Source organism: Castellaniella sp. (assembly GCF_041677825.1).
In the GTDB taxonomy this organism is placed as follows: Bacteria; Pseudomonadota; Gammaproteobacteria; order Burkholderiales; family Burkholderiaceae_B; genus Castellaniella.
In genome coordinates, this window is sequence record NZ_JBAYPG010000012.1 from 1 (window position 1) to 24164 (window position 24164).

At 62.9% G+C, this 24164-nt stretch carries 18 protein-coding genes, 1 tRNA gene and 2 pseudogenes; 12 read left to right on the forward strand and 9 right to left on the reverse strand.

The genetic code is table 11. The features are described 5' to 3' along the window. Positions 1 to 140: 140 nt before the first annotated feature. The 3 genes and pseudogenes from istA to WCY17_RS06615 all read left to right on the forward strand — a co-directional run. Positions 141 to 1661, forward strand: coding sequence for an IS21 family transposase (gene istA, locus WCY17_RS06605; protein WP_372701389.1), 1521 nt, complete (start codon positions 141 to 143; stop codon positions 1659 to 1661). A gap of 15 nt (positions 1662 to 1676) precedes the next feature. After that, a complete protein-coding gene (gene istB, locus WCY17_RS06610; protein WP_372701390.1) occupies positions 1677 to 2435 on the forward strand; it encodes an IS21-like element helper ATPase IstB in 759 nt (252 codons plus the stop codon). Positions 2436 to 2658: 223 nt separating this feature from the next. Further along, a pseudogene (locus tag WCY17_RS06615) lies at positions 2659 to 2751 on the forward strand (IS200/IS605 family transposase); the annotation flags it as partial. A 156-nt stretch (positions 2752 to 2907) separates the two neighbouring features. Here WCY17_RS06615 and WCY17_RS06620 read toward each other — a convergent pair. The 3 genes from WCY17_RS06620 to WCY17_RS06630 all read right to left on the reverse strand — a co-directional run bounded on the left by WCY17_RS06620 (position 2908) and on the right by WCY17_RS06630 (position 5370). Continuing rightward, positions 2908 to 4221 carry a type II toxin-antitoxin system HipA family toxin gene (locus tag WCY17_RS06620; RefSeq protein WP_372701391.1) on the reverse strand — a complete coding sequence of 438 codons (1314 nt, stop codon included), beginning with the start codon at positions 4219 to 4221 and terminating at the stop codon, positions 2908 to 2910. A gap of 43 nt (positions 4222 to 4264) precedes the next feature. Then, positions 4265 to 4528 (reverse strand): helix-turn-helix domain-containing protein, encoded by a 264-nt coding sequence (locus WCY17_RS06625; RefSeq protein WP_372701453.1) that lies wholly within the window; start codon positions 4526 to 4528, stop codon positions 4265 to 4267. A gap of 765 nt (positions 4529 to 5293) precedes the next feature. Then, positions 5294 to 5370 (reverse strand) — tRNA-Met (locus WCY17_RS06630). 66 nt (positions 5371 to 5436) lie between these two features. Between WCY17_RS06630 and scpB the strand changes: the two are divergent. From scpB to typA, 8 genes and pseudogenes are all read left to right on the forward strand, one after another. Continuing rightward, a pseudogene (gene scpB / locus WCY17_RS06635) lies at positions 5437 to 5955 on the forward strand (SMC-Scp complex subunit ScpB); the annotation flags it as partial. Positions 5956 to 6033: 78 nt separating this feature from the next. After that, on the forward strand, positions 6034 to 7548 hold the full coding sequence (gene rluB, locus WCY17_RS06640) for a 23S rRNA pseudouridine(2605) synthase RluB (protein ID WP_372701392.1): 1515 nt from the start codon (positions 6034 to 6036) through the stop codon (positions 7546 to 7548). 162 nt (positions 7549 to 7710) lie between these two features. After that, positions 7711 to 8181 carry a ribosome maturation factor RimP gene (rimP, locus tag WCY17_RS06645; RefSeq protein ID WP_372701393.1) on the forward strand — a complete coding sequence of 157 codons (471 nt, stop codon included), beginning with the start codon at positions 7711 to 7713 and terminating at the stop codon, positions 8179 to 8181. After that, a complete protein-coding gene (gene nusA / locus WCY17_RS06650; protein WP_372701394.1) occupies positions 8178 to 9662 on the forward strand; it encodes a transcription termination factor NusA in 1485 nt (494 codons plus the stop codon). Before rimP ends, nusA begins: the two co-directional genes overlap by 4 nt. A gap of 52 nt (positions 9663 to 9714) precedes the next feature. Then, the gene (infB, locus tag WCY17_RS06655) at positions 9715 to 12768 is read left to right on the forward strand and encodes a translation initiation factor IF-2 (RefSeq protein WP_372701395.1); all 3054 of its coding nucleotides are present in this window, start codon (positions 9715 to 9717) and stop codon (positions 12766 to 12768) included. A gap of 14 nt (positions 12769 to 12782) precedes the next feature. Beyond that, positions 12783 to 13196, forward strand: a complete 414-nt coding sequence (gene rbfA / locus WCY17_RS06660) for a 30S ribosome-binding factor RbfA (protein WP_372701396.1) — start codon at positions 12783 to 12785, stop codon at positions 13194 to 13196. 33 nt (positions 13197 to 13229) lie between these two features. Continuing rightward, a complete protein-coding gene (truB, locus tag WCY17_RS06665) occupies positions 13230 to 13985 on the forward strand; it encodes a tRNA pseudouridine(55) synthase TruB (protein WP_372701397.1) in 756 nt (251 codons plus the stop codon). Then, a complete protein-coding gene (gene typA, locus WCY17_RS06670; protein WP_372701398.1) occupies positions 13982 to 15802 on the forward strand; it encodes a translational GTPase TypA in 1821 nt (606 codons plus the stop codon). Before truB ends, typA begins: the two co-directional genes overlap by 4 nt. A 101-nt stretch (positions 15803 to 15903) precedes the next feature. Here typA and WCY17_RS06675 read toward each other — a convergent pair whose 3' ends face one another. The 5 genes from WCY17_RS06675 to WCY17_RS06695 form a co-directional block, all read right to left on the reverse strand. Continuing rightward, positions 15904 to 16671 (reverse strand): ABC transporter ATP-binding protein, encoded by a 768-nt coding sequence (locus tag WCY17_RS06675; RefSeq protein WP_372701399.1) that lies wholly within the window; start codon positions 16669 to 16671, stop codon positions 15904 to 15906. A 5-nt stretch (positions 16672 to 16676) separates the two neighbouring features. Then, positions 16677 to 17387, reverse strand: coding sequence for a histidine ABC transporter permease HisM (hisM, locus tag WCY17_RS06680; protein WP_372701400.1), 711 nt, complete (start codon positions 17385 to 17387; stop codon positions 16677 to 16679). Next, a complete protein-coding gene (locus WCY17_RS06685; protein WP_372701401.1) occupies positions 17384 to 18073 on the reverse strand; it encodes an ABC transporter permease in 690 nt (229 codons plus the stop codon). Before WCY17_RS06685 ends, hisM begins: the two co-directional genes overlap by 4 nt. A gap of 6 nt (positions 18074 to 18079) precedes the next feature. Next, entirely contained in the window at positions 18080 to 18871 is a 792-nt protein-coding gene (locus WCY17_RS06690) for a transporter substrate-binding domain-containing protein (RefSeq protein WP_372701402.1), read from the reverse strand. 128 nt (positions 18872 to 18999) lie between these two features. Beyond that, complete coding sequence (locus WCY17_RS06695) at positions 19000 to 19665, reverse strand: TIGR00730 family Rossman fold protein (RefSeq protein ID WP_372701403.1); 666 nt, start codon at positions 19663 to 19665, stop codon at positions 19000 to 19002. Here WCY17_RS06695 and polA point away from each other — a divergent pair. Next, positions 19664 to 22387 (forward strand): DNA polymerase I, encoded by a 2724-nt coding sequence (polA, locus tag WCY17_RS06700; protein ID WP_372701404.1) that lies wholly within the window; start codon positions 19664 to 19666, stop codon positions 22385 to 22387. The genes WCY17_RS06695 and polA overlap by 2 nt on opposite strands. Before the next feature lie 111 nt (positions 22388 to 22498). Here the strand turns inward: polA and WCY17_RS06705 are convergent, their stop codons facing one another. Further along, positions 22499 to 24160: a Na/Pi cotransporter family protein gene (locus WCY17_RS06705; protein ID WP_372701405.1), complete on the reverse strand. Its 1662-nt coding sequence runs from the start codon at positions 24158 to 24160 to the stop codon at positions 22499 to 22501. Positions 24161 to 24164 lie beyond the last annotated feature (4 nt).

Consider the following 24164-nt stretch of genomic DNA (forward strand, 5'->3'; position numbering starts at 1 on the left):
CTGATTCCGGTATCGTGACCAGCCATTCCGGCATCGTGACCACCGATTCCGGTGATCGTGACCAGGGCATTCCAGCGAGGTTGATCAACGACGCGTTGTCATCAACTCTGCGGTAGTGTGATGGGCTTTTTGGAGCCCGTATGCCGCCGCCTCTTCTGAGAACGCACATGATCAAATCAATCTTGCAACGTGTCTTGTCGCAGGGCCAGTCCCAGCGGCGTTGTGCCCAGGCGCTGGGCATCTCCAAGAGCGTCGTGGCCAAGTACGTCGCGGCAGCCCACGCGGCGGGCCTCTCCTGGTCGGCCATCGAGCCCCTTGAGGAGCCCGCGCTCGAAGCGCGCCTGATCTCCGCCAGAGGCACGGCCCAGGCCTTGGCCCCTGACTTCGCCGCCATGCACCGCGAACTCTCGCGCAAGGGCGTCACGCTCATGCTGCTGTGGCAGGAGTACCAGGCCGAGCACCTGGGTCGGCGCACCCTGCAGTACAGTCAGTTCTGCGAACGCTACCGTCAGTACACCAAGACCCTGAAGCGCTCGATGCGCCAGGTGCACCGCGCCGGCGAGAAACTCTTCGTGGACTACGCGGGTCCCACGCTGGCGCTCGACGATGGCAGCCGTGCCAACATCTTCGTCTCGGCGATGGGCGCCTCGCACTACACCTATGCCCAGGTCACCGCCGGACAGAAGACCGCCGACTGGGTCGCCGGCATGACCGGCGCCCTGCACTTCATGGGCGGGGTGCCCGAGCTCATCGTGCCCGATAACCCGCGCGCCGTCATCGCCGTGCCCGACCGCTACGAACCGCGCGTAGGCGACACGGTGCTGGACTTCGCCCGCCACTACGGCTGCTCGGTGCTGCCGGCGCGCCCGCGCACGCCGCAAGACAAGGCCAGCGTCGAGTCGGCCGTGCAGGTGGTCGAGCGCTGGATCCTCGCCCGCCTGCGTCATGTGCGCCTACCCAACCTGGCTGCCGCCAACCGGGCAATTCGCCCGCTGCTGGCAGAATTAAACGGCCGGCCCTTCCAGAAGCTGCCCGGCAGCCGGGCGAGCGTGTTCGCCGCGATCGATGCTCCGGCCATGGGCGCGTTGCCCGCGACTCGCTACGAGTACGCGCGCTTCAAGACTGTGCGGGTCCACGTGGACTACCACGTCGAGATCGAGGCCCACCGCTACAGCGTGCCGCACGCCCTGGTGGGCCAGCCACTGGATGCCCGGATCACCGCCACCGCCGTGGAGCTGCTGCATCGGGGCCGTCGCGTGGCCGCGCACGCGCGCAGCCGCCAGGCCGGCGGCTACACGACGCTCGATGCCCACATGCCAGCGGCCCACCGCGCGCACCGCCAATGGACACCGCAGCGCCTGATCGACTGGGGGCTGACCGTGGGCGTTGCCACCGGCACACTGATTGGCGAGCTGCTGGCGCGCTACAAGCATCCGGAGCAGGGCTATCGGTCATGCCTGGGACTGCTCTCGCTGGCCAAACGCTATGGCAAAGATCGGCTGGAAGCGGCCTGCGCCCTGGCGCTGTCCCTGCGCGCTTGTCACTACCGGACCGTGCGCGACATCCTGGCCAATGGCCGCGATCAACTTGCCGATACCGCCCAGGCGCCCTGGACCAGCCCCGAGCACGAACACCTGCGCGGCGCGCGCTCCTATCACTGAGCAGGGGGATCGAACATGATGATTCAACAAACCATCGCGCAACTGCACGCCCTGAAACTCCAAGGCATGGCCACCGCCTTGCAGCGCCAGATCGAACAGCCGGCGGCCTGCGACATGGCCTTCGAGGAACGCCTGGCCCTGCTCGTGCAGCACGAATGCGACAGCCGCCACGCACGGCGCTGCGCACGGCTGCTCGCGCAGGCAAAATTACGATATCCGCAGGCTGCCATCGAGGACTTCGACAGCCGCGCCGGCCGCGGGCTTGAGCGCACCCGCTTCATGAGTCTGGCGCTGGGCGAGTGGATCACTGCTGGCCAGACGGTGATCCTCACTGGTGCCACGGGTTGCGGCAAGACGTGGCTGGCCTGCGCGCTGGCCCAGTACGCCTGCCGCCGAGGGCACAGCACCCGGTACCTGCGGGTGCCGCGTCTCTCCGAAGAGCTGCGCACCCAGCAGGCCGCCGGCACCTACACCCGGTGGCTCGCACAGCTGGCCAAGACCGAGGTCGTGGTGCTCGACGACTGGGGGTTGGTCGGGCTGGACGCCATTACCCGTGAAGCACTGATGGAGCTGCTCGATGATCGTGCCGGCAGCCGGGCAACGCTCGTGACCAGCCAGCTGCCCGTGGATCACTGGCACGCCTGGATCGGCGAGCCCGCCCTGGCCGACGCCATGCTCGATCGGCTGCTTGCGCAAGCGCACCGCATCGTCCTGAAGGGCGAGTCCATGCGGGCCGCCAAGCGACCGAATCAAGCCTCGCCAGCCGCTGACTGATCTGACCCCTGGCGCTTCCCAAACCTGGCCATACGGGGCCAAAAATGGCCCCGAAGTACAATCCTTACTGCGTTGTTGACCACCTCGACATGCCCGGGTGGTCACGATCATCAGAATCACTGGTCACGATGCCGGACTGAGTGGTCACGATGCCGGAATCGCTGGTCACGATCAACCGGAATACCCAGCTGGATCATGTGCACATGATGTTGTCGGTGCCACCAAAGTTGGGCGGGACGAAGAAGTAATCCGAGCCTACATGAGGGATCAGGAGCAGGAAGATCGGCGACTGGATCAGATGAGTCTTTGGCGCTGAGTAGCCACCATTACGGTGGCTCCAGTCATGCGGGGCCGCGTGAGCGACCTTGTTCAGCCGCTTTGAGCGGCTCACAAAACCAAAGCCCCCGGCTCTGCCGGGGGATACTTACTGAAACTTCTGGCGAGTGTTGCGATAAGGAACACTCTCTCCTGGTTACTTGGCCAATTTTTCAGCTGCTGTCTGCAACCCGCTGAGGATACTGTCCGCCACGTGTGCAGGAAATTCGTCAGGCAGCTGCGTGCGGACCGCACGCACGACCTCCGGGGTTTGGGCGACCATCTCGTCGAGCACAGCTTCGACGCCCTGACCGTCAGGTGCCATGATGCCGTGTGTTGTTCCTACTGTCACCCAATGCCGTCGTGCAATGTCACGCATGACCCAATGTGTGTTCTTGGAACGTACCGCCATGGCCATCTTCGCCTTGAATGGGGATAGCTGGTTTGCCTCTGTGCCGATGACCGGGTAGGCGGAAAGTACATCGTATAGCGGCGCGAGTTCGTAGGCGCCCCTGGCGCGCAGGAAAATACTGAAGTTCTTCGCATGGCCATCGGTGGCTCGCAGCATCCAGAACAGGACTTGGGCCTGGAAGAATGTGCGCTTGTCATGGTCGGAATTGCTGGATGTGGCCAGCAATTCCATGATGGTGCGGATCCCAGGCCCGCCGTCGGATTCGTACTTCAGGTGCGGCGGAGTCCCTGTTGCCTGACACATGTCTTCCTGCGGCAGTCGCAGAAGCCACCGATTGCCTTGTTTGCCCTCCCACCACCTGCGGTCGAAGCGCTCGACGGCAAGCGCCTTCATATCCTCGAACTGGACGACCTCCGTTCGTGCCGCTGGCAGACCATATGCGTGCAGAATTCTGGAACATAGCCATTCGTTTTCCACTGACCCGCTCATGTCAAGCCTGAAATTGCCGACCAGGCCCAGCGGCAGCTTGAGGATGTGCGAAGTTGGCGTCGCCCCGCGAGGTAGATGCCATTGGCTGTTGAACCAAAGCAGTCCGGTCTTTTCCTGCGCACCCGCGATGGAAATCCGGAAATCACCAGCATCGAGGTCCCGACCGTCCAGTGGTGCTGGCGTCAGGGCGCTGCGCAGTACGCGAGCCACGCCTGTATTGTCCAACGGCGTGGCGTTTACCGCTTGAACGCCTTGGGGTGGGGCGTCATCGGGAAGTATCTGCAGTGCTCCTGCGCAGTCCCGCCCGACTTCGGCCAGCAATGCGAAGGCCTGAGTCGAGCCCGCCTGAAACCGGCGCGCAATGCGTTCGCGAATGGCTTTGCTGTCTGGGAGCAGGTTTTCAAAGTAGGCTTGTACAGCATCGCCGCGGTGTGGCTGGTTGCCTGGAGTAAACGGCAAGGATAGAGATAGCGGTCGACCCTGTTCGGAGGCCACCCAGCCGTCGTCATACTGCAGTGTCTCGCCCGTATGGGGATGTACGCTCCAGGTGCCGACGAAAGCGTCGTTCATCCAAAGATACAGAGTCTGTGTGTGTGAGCGCCTTCCCATTCACTCACCAGTCGGGAGCGGTTGATGGCGGTTTGGGTGTGTGTGGAGCACCGCTCTGACGCAGCACCATCTCTACCCCGAGTGCGCTCAGCAGCGCCAGTAGTCGGCCAGCATTGACCTTTTCTGCATTGCGTTCCAGTGAGGAAAGCGTCTGCTGTGTGACGCCCAGTCGGCTTGCGACGTTAGCCTGGGTCAGGCCGGCCTGTTTTCGGAATGCTTGCAACAGCAGGGGAAGCTGCTCCGCAGTGCGGACTGTAAAGTCTGACATACAAACCTTGTTTTGTATCTCTGATTTACAGATTATAATTTGTAAAACGACAATATACAACGAACAAGGTAAGAAAAATACAGCCCGCAAATTGTATTCAGTATTTACAGTCCATATGTTGTGAAAGGGTGAATCAGTAGAGAGTGGGCATATAGCTTTGGCTGTTCTTCGTGGTTTTTGGAAAGGGGTGAAGTCGTCCTGGAGAGGCTCATGCAGCAGGCGCAAGATGCGCCTCATCGTCCTGTTCTCAAGATCGACCTGGGTCCAGGTCAACAGTGCGATTTCTCCGCGACGCATCCTCGTTTCAAGCGCTAGAGTGATGCCCGTGCCCAGTGTCGAGGCACGTGCTTCATCCGCCGCTGCAAACGGCCGTTCTTCTTCGTCCTCCTCCAATCGTCGTTCTCGCCCGGGCGGCAGCTCGGGCTTGCGGATGTTGGCAATGGGGATGGACCAGTCTTTGCTGGCGGTCGCCAGGGCAGACGACATCAGCGATAATTCAAGATGTACGGTCTTCGGTGCGACCTCTTTCTGCCGCTCGTCGTGGTGTGTCGAGAAGTCGACGCTGCGCAGGCTGGCCAGGGTGCGTCGGGCAAGCGGATGTTTTTGCAGTTGCTGCAGCCAAGCACGTTCTGCGGTTGCCCCTTTGTGGTCCGGCGTGACTTCGCGTTGGAGTCAGGTTTAGCGACAAGCGCAGCAAAACTGCAGCAAACACCGAATTCAGAAAGCACAAGAGCTTGCCGAATTTCGGCAAGCTCTTGATCTTATTGGTTGCGGGGACAGGATTTGAACCTGTGACCTTCGGGTTATGAGCCCGACGAGCTACCAAACTGCTCCACCCCGCGGCTGAAGACGAAACTATAGCAAGTCTGTAAAAATAATGCAAGCAAACCTTTTGAGTTCAAGTTACAATGACCGAAGCGGAAATCCTGCGTATACTTGAAGCTGCCCTGTTGTGTGCAGAACACCCCCTGATGGTGGGCAAGCTGCGCAAACTTTTTCAGGATCAGGTTTCGGCAGACGACATCCGTCGCCATCTGGCTGCCCTGCAACTGGATTGGAAAGACAGGGGCCTGGAACTGGTTCAGGTGGCAAGCGGGTGGCGTTTCCAGAGCCGCCCCGACGTACAGCCTTACCTGGGTCGCCTCAACCCCGAAAAGCCAACGCGATATTCTCGTGCTGTCCTTGAGACACTGGCCATCATTGCGTGGCGCCAGCCGGTCACACGCGGCGATATCGAAGACATTCGCGGGGTGATGGTATCCAGCCAGATCATGCGTACGCTCGAAGAGCGTGGCTGGATCGAGGCGCTGGGATACCGCGACGCACCGGGCAGGCCCGCACTCTGGGGCACCACGCGTCGTTTTCTCGATGATCTCGGGTTGCGGGCCCTCGATGAACTGCCCGCCCTCGACCCCCAGCAGTCTGCTCGGGTCGATGCATTATTTCTCGATTCAGCCGACCCGGATGGGTCACAGAAAAAATTGTTTCAGGAGTGACACAGCCTCATGACAGCAGATCTCGAAGCCACTGAACCCGGCGTCCAGAACCCGGCAGAACAGTCCGTTGCGGCCGAGCGTGCCGGCAAGGGGCGTTCGCACGGGCGCAAGTTGCGCAGCCCGTACAGGCGCCGTCGGGCAGATGCGGCCGACAGGGCGCCCGAGCCTGTGCCCGGCGTGGATCCCGGCTCAGCCGAAGAGGCCGATCAGGCGCTGTCCTATCTGCAGCAGGCCGAGCCACTCGAGCGCCGGCTGGGCACGTATCTCGAACATGACGCACTGCGGCCCAAACTGCACAAGGTGCTGGCCGATGCGGGGGTGGGTTCGCGGCGCGACATGGAGGATCTGATCGTGGCAGGGCGGGTGTCGGTCAATGGTGAGCCCGCCCACGTCGGGCAGCGCATCGGGCCCGATGACAAGGTGCGCGTGAACGGCCGCCTGCTGTCGCGCCCGAAAGCCGGCAAGTTGCCCCGTGTCGTGATCTATCACAAGCCGGCCGGAGAAATCGTCAGCCATGACGATCCCGAAGGGCGGGCCACGGTGTTCGCACGCTTGCCACGCGTGCGGGGTGCCAAATGGCTGTCGGTCGGGCGCCTCGATCTGAATACCGAAGGCCTGCTGATCTTCACGACATCCGGTGATCTGGCCAACCGGCTGTCACATCCGCGTTACGGTGCCGAACGCGAATACGCTGTGCGGGTCCTGGGCGAATTCGACGCCGAAAAGCAGCAGCAGTTGCTCGACGGCATCGAACTCGACGATGGTCCTGCGCGTTTCAATACGCTCGATTATCTGGGTGGTGAGGGCAGCAATCGCTGGTATCGGGTCACCTTGGGCGAAGGCCGCAATCGCGAGGTCAGGCGGCTGTTCGAGGCGGTGGGCGTCGTGGTCAGCCGGCTGATCCGTACCCGGTTTGGCGATCTCGTTCTGCCTGCGTCCTTGCGCCGGGGGCGCTGGGAAGAACTCGATCAGAACCTGGTGGGGGCGCTGATGGTCCAGTTGGGCCTGCTGGGGGCCGGGCCGGCCGATGAGACCGCACACGAGCGTCAGCCGCTCACGCATGCCAGCGCCCTGCCGCCCGGGTTCGGAACCGTCGCACAGAATGGCCAGAATGGGGCGCGGCTCAACCGGCGCGGCAAGGTATCGGGCGGCCGTCGGCAGGGTGTGGATCCTTTCGGGCCAGGGCTGCTGATCAGTGGTGGTCTGGCCAATGGGCATCCAGAGCAGGGTCGCAAGCCATCCCGCAAGAAAACGGGGCAGGCTGGCCACAGGGCTGCCGCGGGCGTGCCTGAAGACGGCGGGGCAGCTGCGCCCGGCGGCAGGAAATCGGGCGGCACCAGGCAGGGCAGCAAGCCAGCCAGGCCGGCCAAACCTGCGCGGCCAGGCAAGCCCGCGGGTGCGCCACAGGCGGCAGCAGGTGCCAAGCGGCCGGCGCGTCGTGGCACCGAGGCACGCAGCGAACACCAGCCGCGTGGCGCCCATGCGCATGAATCCCAGCTTTGGCGTGTGGGCCGCTCTCGATAGGGGCAAGAAAAATCCTGCATTGTTGCATCCAAATGATGTTACAATGCAAGGCTTTACAGCACTTTGTGTTGTGGGCTCGGGGCAACCCGAAGGTACCTGAATTCGCCCGGCTTCTTGCGGGCAAACAGAGGGCTGGCGGACAGCCCCTTTTTTTTGGATTTCATGGCAGACATTCTCACGGTGACCCGGCAGGCCCTGCTGGGTTTCGATGTCGAACTGGTTGACGTGGAGCGCGCGCGCATGGGGGTATTGCGTGTCACCATCGATCGCCCGAACGGGGTGCGCATTGAAGATTGCGAGCAGGTGTCTCGCCAGCTTTCGCACGTCTTCGATGTCGAAGGGGTCGATTACCGGCGTCTCGAGGTCAGTTCGCCGGGTGTTGACCGGCCGCTGCGTCGGCCTGCCGATTTTGTCCGGTTCGCCGGCCAGCGCATCGAACTGCGCCTGCATGAGCCGGTCGAATCGCGCAAGACATTCGTGGGCCTGTTGCACCTCGAGTCCGAAGACCCGGCAAGGTTCAGCCTGCACTGGCAAGACGATGCGGGCCAGCAGCGTGTACTGCCGTTTTCATGTGACGATGTGGATAGGGCCAGGCTGGACCCGATTCTCGATTTCAAGGGTAAGAAGCGATGAGCCGTGAAATTCTCCTGCTGGTAGACGCCCTGGCGCGTGAAAAGAATGTCGAGCGCGAAGTGGTGTTTGGCGCGCTCGAAAGCGCTCTGGCCTCGGCCATGAAGAAGCGCTTCAAGGAAGATGTCGACATCCGTGTTGCCATAGACCGGCAAACAGGCGAACACGAAGGGTTCAGGCGCTGGCTCGTGGTGCCCGACGAGGCTGGCCTCCAGGAGCCCCAGTCACAGGAACTCCATACCGATGCCCAGGAAATCGTGCCGGGCATCGAAGTGGGCGAATACATCGAAGAACCCCTCGAACCGGTCGAATTTGGTCGCATCGGGGCGCAGGCTGCGAAGCAGGCCATACTGCAGAAGATTCGCGACGCCGAACGCGAGCAGTTGCTCAACGACTTTCTCGATCGCGGCGAAAGCATTGTTTCGGGCACCGTGAAGCGCATGGACAAAGGGGATGCCATCCTCGAGATCGGCAAGGTCGAAGCCCGGCTGCCGCGTACCGAAATGATCCCCAAAGAGAACATTCGTGCGGGCGATCGCATCCGCGCGTATGTGCTTCGCGTCGATCATGCAGCGCGTGGTCAGCAGGTCATCCTGTCGCGCACCTCGCCTGATTTCATTCGTGAACTGTTCGAAAATGAAGTCCCCGAAATCGAGCAGGGTCTGCTCGAGATCAAGGCGGCGGCCCGTGATCCCGGTGTCCGTGCCAAAATTGCCGTGGTGGCCTACGACAAGCGCATCGACCCCATCGGCACGTGCGTGGGCATGCGCGGGTCACGCGTCACCGCGGTGCGCAATGAACTCGGTGGTGAACAGGTCGATATCGTCCTCTGGGCCGATGCGCCGGCCGAATTCGTGATCGGCGCGCTGGCGCCGGCGCACGTCGAGTCCATCCTGGTCGATGAAGAACGTCACGCCATGGATGTCGTGGTCGATGAAGAAAATCTGCCCAAGGCGATCGGGGCCCGCGGCCAGAACGTGCGCCTGGCCTCGGAACTCACGGGTTGGCAGATCAACATCATGACCCCCGAGGAAAGCCGTGACCGCCAGGAGACCGAGCGCGCAGAATTGCGCCATGCCTTTGTCTCGAAGCTCGATGTCGATGAAGAGATCGCAGACATCCTGATCGATGAAGGCTTCACCGGACTCGAAGAAGTCGCCTACGTGCCCTTGCAGGAACTCCTCGAGATCGAGGCCTTCGACGAAGAAACGGTCAACGAGCTGCGCGCCCGGGCGCGCAATGCGCTGCTCACCGAGGCCATTGCACAGGAAGAACGGGTGCAGACTGCGCGCGATCTGCTGGAAATCAAGGGTATGGATGCAGCCATCGTGGCCCGTCTGGCAGAAAACAACATCACCAGCCTGGATGATCTGGCTGAACTGGCAACCGATGAACTGGCCGAGCTCACAGGGCTCCCGGAAGACATCGCCAGCGACATGATCATGCAGGCAAGGGCGCACTGGTTCGAGGATGAAGAGGGCTGAGCCTTCACGCATCCCCCGGTACGCCCATCAACGAAGTCAAAGAGAGAGCCGAATGTCGAGTAACACCGTCGCCCAACTCGCTGAAGAACTGAACATGCCCGCGCCTGTCCTGCTGGACCACTTCCGCTCGGCTGGTGTGGAGCTGGCTTCAGTGAACGCCGAGGTGACCGAAGCAGATAAAAGTGCCTTGCTCGAATCCCTGCGCCGCTCGCATGGTTCCGGCTCTGGCAAGAAGGTCGTGCTCACGCGTCGAAAAACATCCGAAATCCATCAGGCCGACAGTTCGGGCCGGTCACGCACCATACAGGTCGAGGTGCGCAAGAAACGGGTTTTGGTCAAGCGCGATCGCAGTGAACTGCTCGAGGCCGCTCGTGCCGAAGCTGCAGCAGTGGCTGCGCAGGCCTCAGATGCGCAGGCTTCAACGACCGGCCCCGAAGCAGATGAAACCCAGGCCGTCGCGCCAGTGGCGCCCGAGTCAAGGGCGCCTGTTGCGGCCGCCGAAGCAGCGCCGTCGGCGCTGCCCGATACGGTCCCATCGGCTACCGCGGCAGCAGTGCCAGCCGCCGCAGGTTCGGTGTCCACCGAGGCACCAGCGCTTGCGCAGCCGGCCCAGGGCACCGCCGCCGTTCCGGCACAGACGGCCACGCCCGAGTCAGCCACCCAGGCGCCCGCGCCACAGGTGCGCGCGCCCGAATCGGCAACATCCGGGCCAGATGAAACCCGGCCTGCGGTTGATTCGGGGGATGCTGGCGCAGAAGCAGCGGCTCGCGCAGACCACCCTGTGGCAGCGCCCGAAGGCGCCGCTTTGCAGGGTTCCGATGCGCCGGTGCAGGTCGCCGATACCGTGGTCGATGGCGGCGGCACGCCTGCCGAAGCTGGATCTCGTCGTGCCGGGCCGGGTACCCAAACCCAATCCGCAACCCCCGTATCGCAACCGGCCGCGGCTGCCGCGACACCAGGCAAGGCCCGCAGGGCGCCCGCCGAGCCCGAGCGCGAGCGCGCCCGCCGCGCGGCCGAGGCCGAGGCGGCCGCGCTGCGCGAAATGATGCGCCAGCCGCGCAAGGTGCTGCGCGCCCCAGAGCCCGAAGAGACGCCCGCGTCACACAAGGCAGCGGGCTCCAAGGGCACGCCTCGAAAAGAAGCCGATGGCAAGAAAGTCATCAAGACGGCCGATGTATCGTCCAGCTGGTCCAGCGAAGGCCGCAAGAAGCCGTCCAAGGCCGACACGTTGTCTGCCGGCTCGGGCCGTGAGGCCTGGCGTACCGGCGGCAAGCCCGGGCGCGGCGGCAAGGGCGGGCGTGGGCGCGGCGGCCGACGTCAGGCCGATTTTCACGAAACACCAGCGTCAGAGTTCATTGCCCGTGAAGTGCATGTGCCTGAAACCATTTCCGTTGGGGATCTGGCTCACAAGATTTCGGTCAAGGCGGCCGAGGTCATCAAACAGCTCATGAAACTGGGGCAAATGGTCACCATCAATCAGATTCTTGACCAGGAAACGGCCATGATCGTGGTCGAAGAGCTTGGTCATACCGCCATCGCCGCCAAACTCGACGATCCGGAAGCGTTCCTGGCCGATACTGAAGCGGCCGAGGTCGAAGCCCTGCCACGGGCACCGGTCGTGACAGTCATGGGGCACGTCGATCATGGCAAGACCTCGCTGCTCGATTACATCCGGCGCACCAAGGTGGCGACGGGTGAGGCAGGTGGCATTACCCAGCACATTGGCGCCTATAACGTAAAGACCGAGCGCGGTGAGGTCGCCTTCCTGGACACCCCGGGCCACGAGGCCTTTACGGCCATGCGGGCGCGCGGTGCGCAGGCCACCGACATCGTGATTCTGGTGGTGGCGGCCGATGACGGCGTGATGCCCCAGACCAAAGAGGCCATCCACCACGCTCGGGCAGCCCACGTGCCCCTGGTGGTCGCCATCAACAAGATCGACAAGCCCGAAGCCAACCCCGAACGGGTCAAACAAGAGCTGGTCGCCGAAGAGGTCGTGCCCGAAGAATATGGGGGTGACGTTCCGTTCATTCCCGTGTCGGCCAAGACGGGGCAGGGCATCGACGATCTGCTCGAGAACGTGCTGCTGCAGGCCGAAATCCTCGAACTCGTGGCCCCTGTCGACGCACCGGCCAAGGGGATCGTGATCGAGGCCCGGCTCGACAAGGGGCGTGGCCCTGTGGCCACCATACTGGTGCAAAGCGGCACATTGCACCGGGGTGATGCCGTGCTGGCTGGCGTTGCGCACGGTCGCGTGCGGGCCATGCTCAACGATACCGGCAAGCCGGTGCAATCAGCCGGGCCGTCCACGCCCGTGGAAATCCAGGGGCTGACCGAAGTCCCGGCGGCCGGCGACGAGCTTCTGGTGCTGGGCGACGAACGCAAGGCGCGCGAAATTGCCTTGTTCCGCCAGGGCAAGTTCCGTGATGTCAAGCTGGCGCGCCAGCAGGCTGCGAAGCTCGAATCCATGTTCGATCATCTCGGCGAAGGGGTCAGCACGCTGGCACTCATCGTCAAGACCGATGTGCAGGGTTCTCAAGAGGCTTTGGTCCAGTCGCTGCTCAAGCTGTCCACCGATGAGGTCCGGGTGCAGGTCGTGCATGCGGCGGTCGGGGGGATTTCCGAAAGCGACGTGAACCTGGCCATTGCCTCGAATGCCGTGATCATCGGCTTCAATGTGCGTGCCGATGCCCAGGCCAAGAAGGTGGCCGAGGCCAATGACATCGATCTGCGTTACTACAACATCATCTACGATGCCATCGACGACGTGCGCAACGCGCTGTCGGGCATGCTGGCACCCGAAAAACGTGAAGAGATCATCGGTCTGGTCGAGATTCGCGAGATCTTCACAGTGTCACGGGTCGGCAACATTGCCGGTTGCATGGTGCTCGAGGGGCTGGTGCGGCGCGATTCGCAAGTACGCCTGTTGCGCAATCACGTGGTGCAATGGACCGGTTCGCTCGATTCCCTGCGGCGCTTCAAGGATGATGTGAAAGAGGTCAAATCCGGCTTCGACTGCGGGATCACGCTCAAGGGCAACAACGATATCCAGGTGGGTGATCAGCTCGAAGTATTTGAAATCAAAGAGGTCGCCCGCACGCTCTGACTGCGGCATACATCATGGGTCGTCACAAATCTTCCTCAAAACCCGATCGCAACACGCGGCTGGCCGATCAGATCCAGAAGGATCTGGCTGGCCTGATCCAGCGCGAGATCGAGGTCGCCCAAGCCGGGCTGATCACCCTCACCGGGGTCGATCTGTCTACCGATTATGCCCATGCCAAGGTGTATTTCACCGTGCTGGGCGCCGAGCCCGACGAAGCGACCCGCCTGCTCAACGAAAAGGCGGGCTGGCTGCATTCCCAGCTGTTCAGGCTGCTTCACATTCATACGGTGCCCACGCTGCGCTTTGTTCACGACGTGCAACTTGCGCAGGGCCTGGCGCTGAGCCAGCTCATCGACGAGGCCAACCGGCCGCCCGACAAAACGGATGGGCCAGGCGCCAGTCCCGCTGACCCCGACGCAGAACCCTGACGGGGCGTCATACATTTCCGGACGGATCACATCATGGCGAGCCGACGCGGGCAATTGCTCGATGGCGTACTGTTGCTGGACAAACCTGCAGGCCTGTCCAGCAACCAGGCCTTGCAGCGTGCCAAACGGATACTGGATGCCCGCAAGGCGGGTCACACCGGCACGCTGGACCCGTTCGCCACGGGGTTGCTGGTATGTTGCCTCGGGCGGGCCACCAAAATCGCGGCCACCATGTTCGAGGCCGACAAGGAATACGAAGCCACGCTGAGTTTTGGCGAGGAAACCGACAGTGGTGACCTCACGGGGGTGGTCGTGGCGCAGGTCGAGCCCGACTCGGTGAACGTGCAGGCTGCGGCGCTCGAGGCCGTACTGGCGGGGTTTAGGGGCCCCGTGGAGCAGGTTCCGCCCATGATTTCCGCCCTCAAGCGCGATGGCAAGCCCTTGTACGAATATGCGCGCCAGGGCGTGGTGCTCGAGCGCGCGCCGCGGCGCATCACCATCCATGCACTCGAACTGCTGTCCTGCTCAAAAACCCAGGCCCGCATCCGCGTGCATTGCAGCAAAGGGACGTACGTGCGTACGCTGGCACAGGATATCGGGCGTCGCCTGGGGTGTCTGGCGCATCTGTCTGCGCTGCGGCGCACCCGGGTGGGTCCATTTGCAATCGAACAGGCGGTCACGCTGGATGCGCTGCAGGCACTGGCGCAGCCCGCGTCTATCCTGATCCCCCTGGATGCATTACCGGCGGGGCTGATCCCGGCCCCCGGAGTCAAAAGAGAATTTGAATGAAACGAGCTTTACGCAACGTGGCGATCATCGCCCACGTGGATCATGGCAAAACCACACTGGTCGACCAGCTTCTGCGCCAGTCGGGTACTTTTCGCGACAACCAGCAGGTGACCGAACGCGTGATGGATTCCGGCGACATCGAGCGCGAGCGGGGTATCACGATTTTGGCCAAGAACTGTGCGGTCGAGTATGAAGGTACGCACATCAACATCATCGATACCCCCGGCCACGCCGATTTCGGTGGCGAGGTCGAACGGGTGCTGTCCATGGTCGATGGTGTGCTGCTGCTGGTGGATGCGGTCGAAGGCCCCATGCCACAGACCCGTTTCGTGACCCGCAAGGCCCTGGCGCTCGGCCTCAAGCCCATCGTCGTGGTGAACAAGGTGGATCGCCATGGCGCGCGCCCCGACTACGTGGTCAATGCGACCTTCGACCTGTTCGACAAGCTCGGTGCGACCGAAGAGCAGCTCGATTTTCCCATCATTTATGCCTCGGGCCTGTCGGGTTACGCCGGCCTGGAGCCCAGCGTGCGCTCGGGCGACATGCGACCACTGTTCGATGCCATTTTGCAGCATGTGCCCCAGCGTGACGATGACACTGACGGGCCGCTGCAGATGCAGATCATTTCGCTCGACTACAGCAGCTACGTTGGCAAGATCGGCGTGGGGCGCATCAATCGGGGCCGCCTGCACGCAGGGCAGGATGTGCTCGTACAGTTCGGGCCCGATGCCGAGGTGCTGCGCGGCCGCGTCAACCAGGTGCTGAAATTCAAGGGGCTCGAGCGCGTCCAGGTGGATCAGGCCCAGGCGGGTGATATCGTCCTGATCAACGGCATCGACGACATCGGCATCGGTTGCACGCTGATGGATCCTGCGCATCCCGAGGCGCTGCCCATGCTGCACATCGATGAACCCACCCTGACCATGAACTTCATGGTCAATACCTCACCGCTGGCCGGCCGTGAAGGGAAGTTCGTGACCAGCCGCCAGCTGCGTGAACGCCTGGATCGCGAACTCAAGTCGAATGTGGCCTTGCGGGTGAACGACACCCCGGACGATACCGTGTTCGAAGTCTGCGGGCGTGGTGAACTGCACCTGACCATTCTCCTCGAGAACATGCGCCGCGAAGGCTACGAGCTGGCAGTGTCCCGTCCGCGGGTACTGTTCAAGGAGCTCGATGGGGTGCGCTGCGAACCCTGGGAGCACCTGACCGTCGATGTCGAGGATGCGCACCAGGGCGGGATCATGGAAGAACTGGGTCGCCGTCGCGGTGAGTTGCAGGACATGCAGGCCGACGGCCGGGGCCGCACCCGCCTCGAGTATCGTATTCCGGCACGTGGGCTGATCGGGTTCCAGGGTGAATTCATGACACTGACCCGGGGCACAGGCCTCATGAGTCACATTTTCGATGGTTATGATCCCGTGCGCGAGGGCGCCGTCGGCGAGCGGCGCAACGGTGTGCTGATCAGCCAGGAAGATGGCGTGGCCGTGGCCTACGCCCTGTGGAAGCTCCAGGAGCGCGGGCGCATGTTCGTCTCGCCGCAGGAGCCCGTGTACGAGGGCATGATCATCGGGATCCATTCACGCGACAATGATCTGGTGGTCAATCCGATCAAGGAAAAGAAGCTGACCAATATCCGGGCGTCGGGCAAGGATGAACACATCGACCTGGTCCCGCCCATCGAACTCAACCTCGAGTACGCGGTCGAATTCATAGCGGATGACGAACTGGTCGAGGTCACGCCGAAGTCCATCCGGTTGCGCAAGCGCTTCCTGAAAGAGCACGAACGGCGCCGCAGCCTGAGAGAATCGGCCTGAACGCCGCCCGGGCTGGACACATCCTGTTGCAGGCTTCGACTTCGGATGGCCCCGTGCCAGGCCATTTCAGGTAACCAGACGGACACTGCCGCAGACGCCGGCTATTTCAGATTGCCCGACAGAAACTGTTGCAGGCGCGGGCTTCTGGGCTGATCGAAAATCTGCTCGGGAGGGCCGATTTCTTCTGCCAGACCCTGGTGCAGAAACATCACCTGCGATGCCAGGTTGCGTGCAAAGCCCATCTCGTGCGTGACCACCAGCATGGTGCGGCCCTCTTCGGCCAGCTTCTGCATGACCTTGAGCACTTCGCCCACGAGTTCGGGATCCAGGGCCGAGGTCGGCTCATCGAACAGCATGACTTCCGGTTCCATGGCGAGCGCGCGCGCGATCGCGACCCGTTGCTGCTGACCGCCCGACAGCGAGGACGGATATTGCGCCTCGATGCCGCGTGCCAGCCCGACTTTGGCGAGGTAGTGGCGGGCGCGCTCGAGCGCCTCGGCACGCCCCAGCCTGAGAACCTGGGTGGGGGCCTCGGTCACGTTGCCCAGTACGGTCATGTGGGCCCAGAGGTTGAAGTGCTGGAAGACCATGGCCAGCCTGGAACGCATGCGTCTGAGCTGGTCGAGATCGGCAGCATGCGGCACCCCTTGCCGGTCGTGGCGGATCTTCAGGGTTTCGCCATTCAGCGCAACTGAGCCCTGATCGGGCCGTTCGAGGAAATTGATGCAGCGCAGGAAGGTGGATTTTCCTGAGCCGCTGGAACCCAGGATGCAGATCACGTCGCCACTGTTCGCCGTCAGTGAAACCCCCCTGAGGACTTCATTGCTGCCGTAGCGCTTGTGGATATCGAGGACTTCGAGCTTGGACATGAGACTCAGTGGTTATGGCGCAGATAGGCCAGGGTACGGCGTTCGAACCGGCGAAAAAGGCCGATCAGCACAAAAGACAGGATGAGATAGAGCACGGCCGCGATCCCGTAGGCCGCGAAAGTCTGGTAGGTGGCCGAGTTGGCATCCCGGGCGACCTTGAGAATATCCGGTACCGTGGCGGTGAACGCAAGCGATGTGGCATGCAGCATGAGTATGACTTCGTTGCTGTAGGCCGGCAAGGCGCGGCGCAGGGCGGATGGCAGGATGATGCGCCGATACTGGGCGAAGCGGCCCATGCCAAAGGCGCGCGCGGCTTCGATCTCGCCCGCCGGGGTGGCCCGGATCGCACCCGCGAAGATTTCCATCGTATAGGCGGTGGTGTTCAGCGTCAGTGCCAGCACCAGGCAATTGAAGCCGCTCTGAAAGAATGCGGCCAGCGGAGGTGTACCCTTGACGAAGTCCAGGCTGTAGAGGCCGGCGTAAATGAACAGGATCTGTACATACAGCGGGGTGCCCCTGAACACATAGCTGAACGCCCACAGCGGCCATGAAATGCTGCGCCGGGGCGACACCCGGCCCACGGCCATGAACAGCGAAAGAAAAAAACCCATGGAGACCGCCAGCACCAGCAGCCACAGTGTGACCGCCACCCCCGACATCTGCCCGTGATTCTCGAACAGATAGGCCTGCCAGAATTGTTCAAGTACGTCCATCATGGTGCCAGCCGACGCACCCCCACGTTATAGCGCCTGTCGAGCCAGTACAGGATGCCGTTGGAAAGCGTGGTGAGCAGCAGGTAAATCAGACCCGTAAGGGAGATGAACAGAAATACCCTGAAGGTGACATTGCCTGCGTCCTGGGCCACCTTGACCAGATCCGTCAGGCCGATGAGAGAGACCAGCGCCGTCGATTTGAGCAGCACCTGCCAGTTGTTGCCCAGGCCCGGCAAGGCGTGGCGCATCATTTGCGGAAAGAGGATGCGCCAGAAAATCTGCGAGCCGCGCATGCCATAGGCCGTGGCCGACTCGAGCTGCCCGCGGGGCACCGCCATGAAGGCGCCGCGGAAGGTTTCGGTGAAATAGGCGCCATAGATGAACCCTATGGTGAGCACGCCGGCCGCAAAGGGATCGATGTCGATCGGTTCGATGTCGAGCAGATCGGTGAAATCGTTCAGATAGATCTGCATGCTGAAGAAGATCAGCAGCATCAGGACCAGATCGGGTACACCGCGGATCAGCGTGGTGTAGGCCGTAGCGAGCAGGCGGCTGGGTGCCGAGTCAGACAGTTTCGCCCACGCTCCGATCAGGCCCAGGCCAACGGCCACGGCCAGCGACAGCAGTGCCAGTTGGACGGTGACCCACGTCCCCGCCAGAAGCAATGGGCCATAACCATCCAGAAACATACGGACTCAGGGGGCTGGAAACTGGATCCCTTTTTCCGGAAAATACTTTTTGGCGAAATTCTGGATGGTGCCATCGGCCAGCATGTCCAGCAGGGTCGCATCGATCTGCGCCTTGAGCTTGTGGCCTTTGCGTATGCCCATGGCGATGGGCTCGTTGAAGATGGCGACGTCTTCGAGCACCATGGGGGACAGTTCGTAGTCGGCACCTTCGGGTTTGCTCAGGAAGCCATCCACGGCTGTGGGCGCCTCTTGAAAGGTGGCATCGAGGCGCCCGGCGGCGACATCGACAAAGGCATTGGTGTAGCTGGGGTAGGACACCACCGTGACCCCCTTGGGTGCCCATTCCTGATTTGCGTAGGATTCCATGGTGGTGCCTTGCTGCACGCCCACCCGCTTGCCCTTGAGTGATTCGGCAGTGGGTTGCAGCCCGCTGCCCTTGCGCACCATGAGCTTGACGGGCACGATGTACAGCGGCGTGGTGAAGTCGATGACTTTCTTGCGGGCCTGCGTGGCGGTCATGGTGGAGTTCGCCAGGTCGAACTTGCGGGCCTGCAGGCCGGGAATCAGGCTGTCGAACGATTGATCGATCCACACGCACTTGCGCGCCATGCGCTGGCACAGCTCGTTGCCGATATCGATATCGAAGCCTTCGAGCTCGCCATTGGGGTTGCGGTACTCGAATGGGGCGTAGCCCGCCTCGGTGGCGATCTTCAGTTCTGGTGCGTCTGCCGCAAGGCTGGCGCCCGCCAGCATGGAGGTGGCAAGAAAAAGGCAGGTGCCGGACAACAAGAATTTCATCGGGTGGGTCTCCTGGGGCTGCCGGTCAGAATACGGCTGGCCTGATGCCGGTCGGGACAGGTCGGAATGGAACAAGGGGTGATCTTACTGCAGCAAGCCATCCGGGGATATCGAGCATTACCCTGCCATCAGCCTGGCAGGGCGGGTTCGCGGCCTGGCTGGATCTGTATGGCCTCCTGGATCAGGCGCACGATGTCTTCGACATCATCGGTGAGGGTCAGGCGGTCCAGATCGAACGGGCCGATCATGTGGTGGGCCAGTACCTGCGCGCGAACCCAGTCGATCAGCCCGGCCCAGAACGTGCTGCCGACCATGATGATGGGTGCCGGCGGCTGTTTGAGGGTCTGGATCAGGGTGATGGCCTCGAAGAGCTCATCCAGTGTGCCGAAGCCGCCCGGCAGCACCACATAGGCCAGGCTGTGCATGAAGAAGGCTGACTTGCGTGAATTGAAATACTCGAAGTGCAGGCTGTCGGTCTGGTAGGGGTTGTTCCTGGTTTCGCGCGGCAGGCGGATATTCAGGCCGATGCTGCGCCCACCGGCTTCGTAGGCGCCGCGGTTGGCGGCTTCCATGAGGCCGGGGCCGCCACCGGCAATGACCGGCAGACCCAGTTGCGCAATCCGTCGGCCGATGTCCTGGCCCAGGGCATAGAAGGGGTGGCTGCGTGCGATGCGCGCGCTGCCAAATACACTGACGCCCATGCCGATTTTCCGAAACGCTGCGGCAGCGTTCTGCATCTCTGCAATAATTGTGGGGATTTGTTCTTCGGCCGAGACCCGTTTTGTATTGATCATGAAAAAAACTCTGCTGCTTGTGGATGGGTCCAGTTACCTGTACCGCGCTTATCATGCCATGCCCGATCTGCGCAATGCGCGCGGCAACCCAACCGGCGCCCTGTATGGGGTCATGGCCATGCTGCGCCGTCTGCTGCACGACTACAAGGGCGTGGCCACACATGGCGCCTGTGTGTTCGATGCGGCAGGTGGATCGTTTCGCGAGGAACTATACCCCGATTACAAGGCAAACCGTCCCTCGATGCCCGAGGACCTGCGCAGCCAGCTTGCCCCGATCCACGAGGGCGCCGCGGCCATGGGCTGGACCGTGATTGCCCAGGAAGGCGTTGAAGCCGATGATGTCATTGGCACCCTGGCACGCCAGGCCAGCGAAAACGGCTTTTATACCATCATTTCGACAGGCGACAAGGATTTGGCGCAATTGGTGAATGACGATGTCAAGCTGGTGAATACCATGACCGGAGAGCACCAGGACACGGATGGGGTCATCCAGCGCTTTGGTGTGCCACCCGAACGCATCGTCGATTATCTCATGCTGACCGGCGATGCGGTCGACAACGTCCCCGGGGTGGACAAGGTCGGGCCGAAGACCGCGGCCAAGTGGCTCGGCCAGTATGGTGACCTCGAGCAACTGCTGGCTCATGCGGATGACATCAAAGGGGTCGCAGGCCAGAACCTCAGGGCGGCCCGGGCGCAGTTTCCGCTCACCCGCGAACTGCTCACGGTCCGTCTGGATTGCGCCTTGGTGCCCGAACATGCGCCTCAGGCCCTGCGCTTGCGCCAGCCCGATCACAAAACGCTGGTACGACTGTACGAAGAGTACGGATTTCGCTCCTGGCTGCGCGAGGAAACAGGTGACTCGAGCCGCATTCCCGAGCAGGACGGGCGTGTCGAAGCTGAAACCGCCGAGGCGCCGCAGGCCCTGCATTACGAACTGGTGCTCGAGCAGGGGCAGTTCCTGGCGTGGTTGGAAAGGCTGAAATCTGCCAAGCTGGTGGCTCTGGATACCGAAACAACCAGCCTCGATCCCATGGCGGCGCGATTGGTGGGGTTCTCGGTGGCGCTTGCGCCGGGTGTGGCTGCTTATGTACCGCTGGCGCATCGTGGGCCCGGGGTGCCGCGGCAGCTCGAGTCCGAGTGGGTGCTGGCGCAATTGCGCCCCTGGCTCGAAGACGCTTCTGCAGCCAAGGTGCTGCACAATGCCAAGTACGACACCCACGTCTTTGCCAACGTGGGGCTGTCCCTGCGCGGGGTCCGGCACGACACCATGCTCCAGGCCTATGTGCTGCAGTCCAACCGGCGCGTCAACCTGCAGGATCTGTCCATACAGTGGCTCGGGCAGGCGGGCACCAGCTACGAAGATCTATGTGGCAAGGGGGCCCGCCAGATCGGCTTTGATGAAGTCGCCCTGGATCAGGCGGGGCCTTATGCGGCCGAAGACGCGGATTTCACCTTGCGCCTGCACCAGGCCCTGTTCCCGCAAGTCGCCGAAGACGCCGGGCTGTCGCGTATCTACGCACTCGAAATGCAGACTTCTGCGGTTCTGGCGCGCATCGAGCGCAACGGCGTGGCCATCGATGCCCGCGAACTGGCCGTACAGAGTCACGAACTGGGTCAGCAGCTTCTGGCGCTCGAGGCGCAGGCGCATGAGCTCGCCGGGCAGCCGTTCAATCTCAACTCGCCCAGACAGCTGGGCGAAATCCTGTTCGAGCGCATGCAGATTCCGGTGGTCCGCAAGACCCCCAGCGGGGCGCCTTCCACCGATGAAGAAGTGCTGACCCAACTGGCGGCCGATCATCCGTTGCCCAAACTGCTGCTTGAATACCGCGGCCTGGCCAAACTCAAGTCCACCTACACCGACAAACTGCCACGCATGGTCGATGCGCGTACGGGCCGCGTCCATACCCGTTATGCCCAGGCCGCTGTGGTGACAGGGCGGCTGGCCTCGTCCGATCCCAATCTGCAGAATATCCCCGTACGGACCCCCGAGGGGCGGCGGGTGCGCGCGGCCTTTGTCGCCAGCCAGGGGGGCAGCATCGTCTCGGCTGATTATTCCCAGGTCGAGCTTCGCGTCATGGCGCACCTTTCGGGCGATGAAAATCTCTGCAAGGCTTTCGAACAGGGGCTGGACATACACCGCGCCACGGCGGCCGAAGTATTCGGGCTGGCGCTCGATGCGGTCGACGCCGAGCACCGAAGGGCTGCAAAAGCCATCAATTTCGGGCTGATCTACGGTATGGGCGAGTTTGGTCTGGCCAATAACCTGGGCATTGCCCGCTCAGCCGCGCGCGCTTATATCGATCGCTACTTCACCCGCTATCCGGGCGTTGCCGCCTATATGGACCGGATCCGCCGCCAGGCCCATGAACAGGGGCGGGTGGAGACCGTCTTTGGCCGGCGCCTGCATTTCCCCGAGTTGCTCACGGCCAAGGGCGCGCGGGCTGCGGCGGCCGAACGTGCGGCGATCAATGCGCCGGTGCAGGGTACTGCGGCGGATCTCATCAAGATGGCCATGGTGGCGGTACAGGCCTGGCTGGATGATCAGAATCTGCACAGCCTGATGGTGATGCAGGTGCATGACGAATTGGTGTTCGACGCCCCTGCCGGCGAAGTGGCGCTGCTGCGTGAACACATACCCGAGATCATGGCGTCCGTGGCGACGCTGGCCGTACCGCTGGTGGCCGAGGTCGGCGTCGGCCCCAACTGGAGCGAGGCGCATTGAGCGTGTGACGCGCGGGCGCATCGAGGGGTAACGCTCATCCAGAGTGTGCCGCGCGGCCATGCCGCATGTCGCGGGATGTGGCCTGCGGCATATGGCATGCAGGCCGCCGCGTCATTCGGTTTCGCGCAGCCGGTTGGGCAGCAGCTCGCCATGGCGCGACAACACCGGGTAGGCGGCGCCATTGACCAGGTAGGCATTGACCCCGCCGGCGTCGCGCAGAATCTCGAGGTAGAAGGCGCCGATATCGGCGGCCTCGAGGCGGCCTGTCTTGATGCGTTCGAGGTGGCGCTCGGCCGCCCGGGCCTCGAGTTCGCGAAAATGGTCTTTTTCGTAGGCCAGGTGGCGGGCTGAAATGCGATCACCCGACAGGAACAGCGCCCCCGCCTGCGACAGATTGTGCAGCAGCCGGTCCATGACCTCGGCCAGTTCGTGGGCCTGGTCTGCATCGAGCATCCAGTTCTTCTTGTTCATGCGGCTGGCATGACCGAGCAGACCCATGCCCGAGAAGCTGGCCGCATGCGCCATGTTCATCGAAAAGGCCAGGATGGTCTTGAGATTGCCTTCGTCTTCCGCGCTCAGGTTGTCCTGGTCGAGTGTGGCGAGGAACGTGGTGATGGTCTGATCCAGCCGGGCGATGCTGGTGTTGAGGTCGCGGGCCCGGCTGATGGCGACCGAGTCGCCGGCCAGCAGGGCCCTGCGCGTCAGCTGCAGCGACTCGCGCAGCAGGTCGGTGAGGCGCAGCGCTTCGCGTGCCGCCTGGCCCAGCGCCACAGCCGGTACCTCGCGCGAGGGCTCGGACAGGTACAGCGGGCTGGCGCGGTCGACATCCGCCACCTTCTGTGGCAGCAGACGTTCGAGCACATGGGCGTAGGGACCCAGCAGCGGCATGAAGAGCAGGGCGACTGCGACATTGAAGGCCAGATGCAGGTTGGCTACTGCATGGGCAGGATCGCTGGCACCCAGCAGTTGCATGATGGGCTGCGCCCAGGGCAGCAGGGCCATGGCTGCGGCACAGCCTGCCACACGCGTGCCCAGGTTGCCGATGGGCAGGCGGCGCGAGGCCGGATTGTCACCGGAGCCACTCTCGGTGACCGGATTGATCGCCGTGCCCAGATTCGCGCCCAATACGAGGGTATAGGCCAGTTCAAGGGGGACCAGCCCGTGGTGGGCGAGAGACATGATGAGGACCACGACCGCCACGCTGGAGTGCGAGGCCCAGGTGAGCAAGGTGGCGGCGGCCAGGGCGACCAGAGGCGTGGCTACCAGCATCTGCAGGGCATCGCCCAGCATGGGGGCATTCTTGAGGGGCTCGAACATGCTCACCAGTTCGTGCAAGGCCAGCAGCAGCAGGCCCAGCCCGATGAGGGCCCGCCCCAGGTCGCGTGTCCGGCCGGGTACGTAATGACGGAACATCCAGACACCGAGCAATATGAGGCCGGGCGCGATTGCCGTCGGGTTGAAGGCGAGCGCCTGCACGATGAGAGTGGTACCCACGTTGGCGCCCAGCATGGCCGCCAGCCCAGGTACCAGGGGGACCAGCCCATCCATGGCAAACCCGGCGATCATCAGGCCCGTGGCGGTGCTGCTCTGGATGGCGGCCGTGATCATCAGGCCCGTGCCGAAGGCGCGCGGCAGTGAGCCCATGGCGCGCCCCATCCACAGGCCCAGACGCTTGCCGAATGCGCGCTGCACGCCGGACTGCACCATGTGCACGCCCCAGAGCAGCAGCGCGATATAGCCGCCAAACGAGATCAGGACCTGGAGTTCCCGCATCGCA

Bases quoted from the DNA above. Each gene is read 5' to 3' on its own strand.
- istA (WP_372701389.1), top strand. From the start codon at position 141: ATGCCGCCGCCTCTTCTGAGAACGCACATGATCAAATCAATCTTGCAA.
- istB (WP_372701390.1), top strand. From the start codon at position 1,677: ATGATGATTCAACAAACCATCGCGCAACTGCACGCCCTGAAACTCCAA.
- WCY17_RS06620 (WP_372701391.1), bottom strand. From the start codon at position 4,221: ATGAACGACGCTTTCGTCGGCACCTGGAGCGTACATCCCCATACGGGC.
- WCY17_RS06625 (WP_372701453.1), bottom strand. From the start codon at position 4,528: ATGTCAGACTTTACAGTCCGCACTGCGGAGCAGCTTCCCCTGCTGTTG.
- rluB (WP_372701392.1), top strand. From the start codon at position 6,034: ATGACAGCAGATCTCGAAGCCACTGAACCCGGCGTCCAGAACCCGGCA.
- rimP (WP_372701393.1), top strand. From the start codon at position 7,711: ATGGCAGACATTCTCACGGTGACCCGGCAGGCCCTGCTGGGTTTCGAT.
- nusA (WP_372701394.1), top strand. From the start codon at position 8,178: ATGAGCCGTGAAATTCTCCTGCTGGTAGACGCCCTGGCGCGTGAAAAG.
- infB (WP_372701395.1), top strand. From the start codon at position 9,715: ATGTCGAGTAACACCGTCGCCCAACTCGCTGAAGAACTGAACATGCCC.
- rbfA (WP_372701396.1), top strand. From the start codon at position 12,783: ATGGGTCGTCACAAATCTTCCTCAAAACCCGATCGCAACACGCGGCTG.
- truB (WP_372701397.1), top strand. From the start codon at position 13,230: ATGGCGAGCCGACGCGGGCAATTGCTCGATGGCGTACTGTTGCTGGAC.
- typA (WP_372701398.1), top strand. From the start codon at position 13,982: ATGAAACGAGCTTTACGCAACGTGGCGATCATCGCCCACGTGGATCAT.
- WCY17_RS06675 (WP_372701399.1), bottom strand. From the start codon at position 16,671: ATGTCCAAGCTCGAAGTCCTCGATATCCACAAGCGCTACGGCAGCAAT.
- hisM (WP_372701400.1), bottom strand. From the start codon at position 17,387: ATGATGGACGTACTTGAACAATTCTGGCAGGCCTATCTGTTCGAGAAT.
- WCY17_RS06685 (WP_372701401.1), bottom strand. From the start codon at position 18,073: ATGTTTCTGGATGGTTATGGCCCATTGCTTCTGGCGGGGACGTGGGTC.
- WCY17_RS06690 (WP_372701402.1), bottom strand. From the start codon at position 18,871: ATGAAATTCTTGTTGTCCGGCACCTGCCTTTTTCTTGCCACCTCCATG.
- polA (WP_372701404.1), top strand. From the start codon at position 19,664: ATGAAAAAAACTCTGCTGCTTGTGGATGGGTCCAGTTACCTGTACCGC.
- WCY17_RS06695 (WP_372701403.1), bottom strand. From the start codon at position 19,665: ATGATCAATACAAAACGGGTCTCGGCCGAAGAACAAATCCCCACAATT.
- WCY17_RS06705 (WP_372701405.1), bottom strand. From the start codon at position 24,160: ATGCGGGAACTCCAGGTCCTGATCTCGTTTGGCGGCTATATCGCGCTG.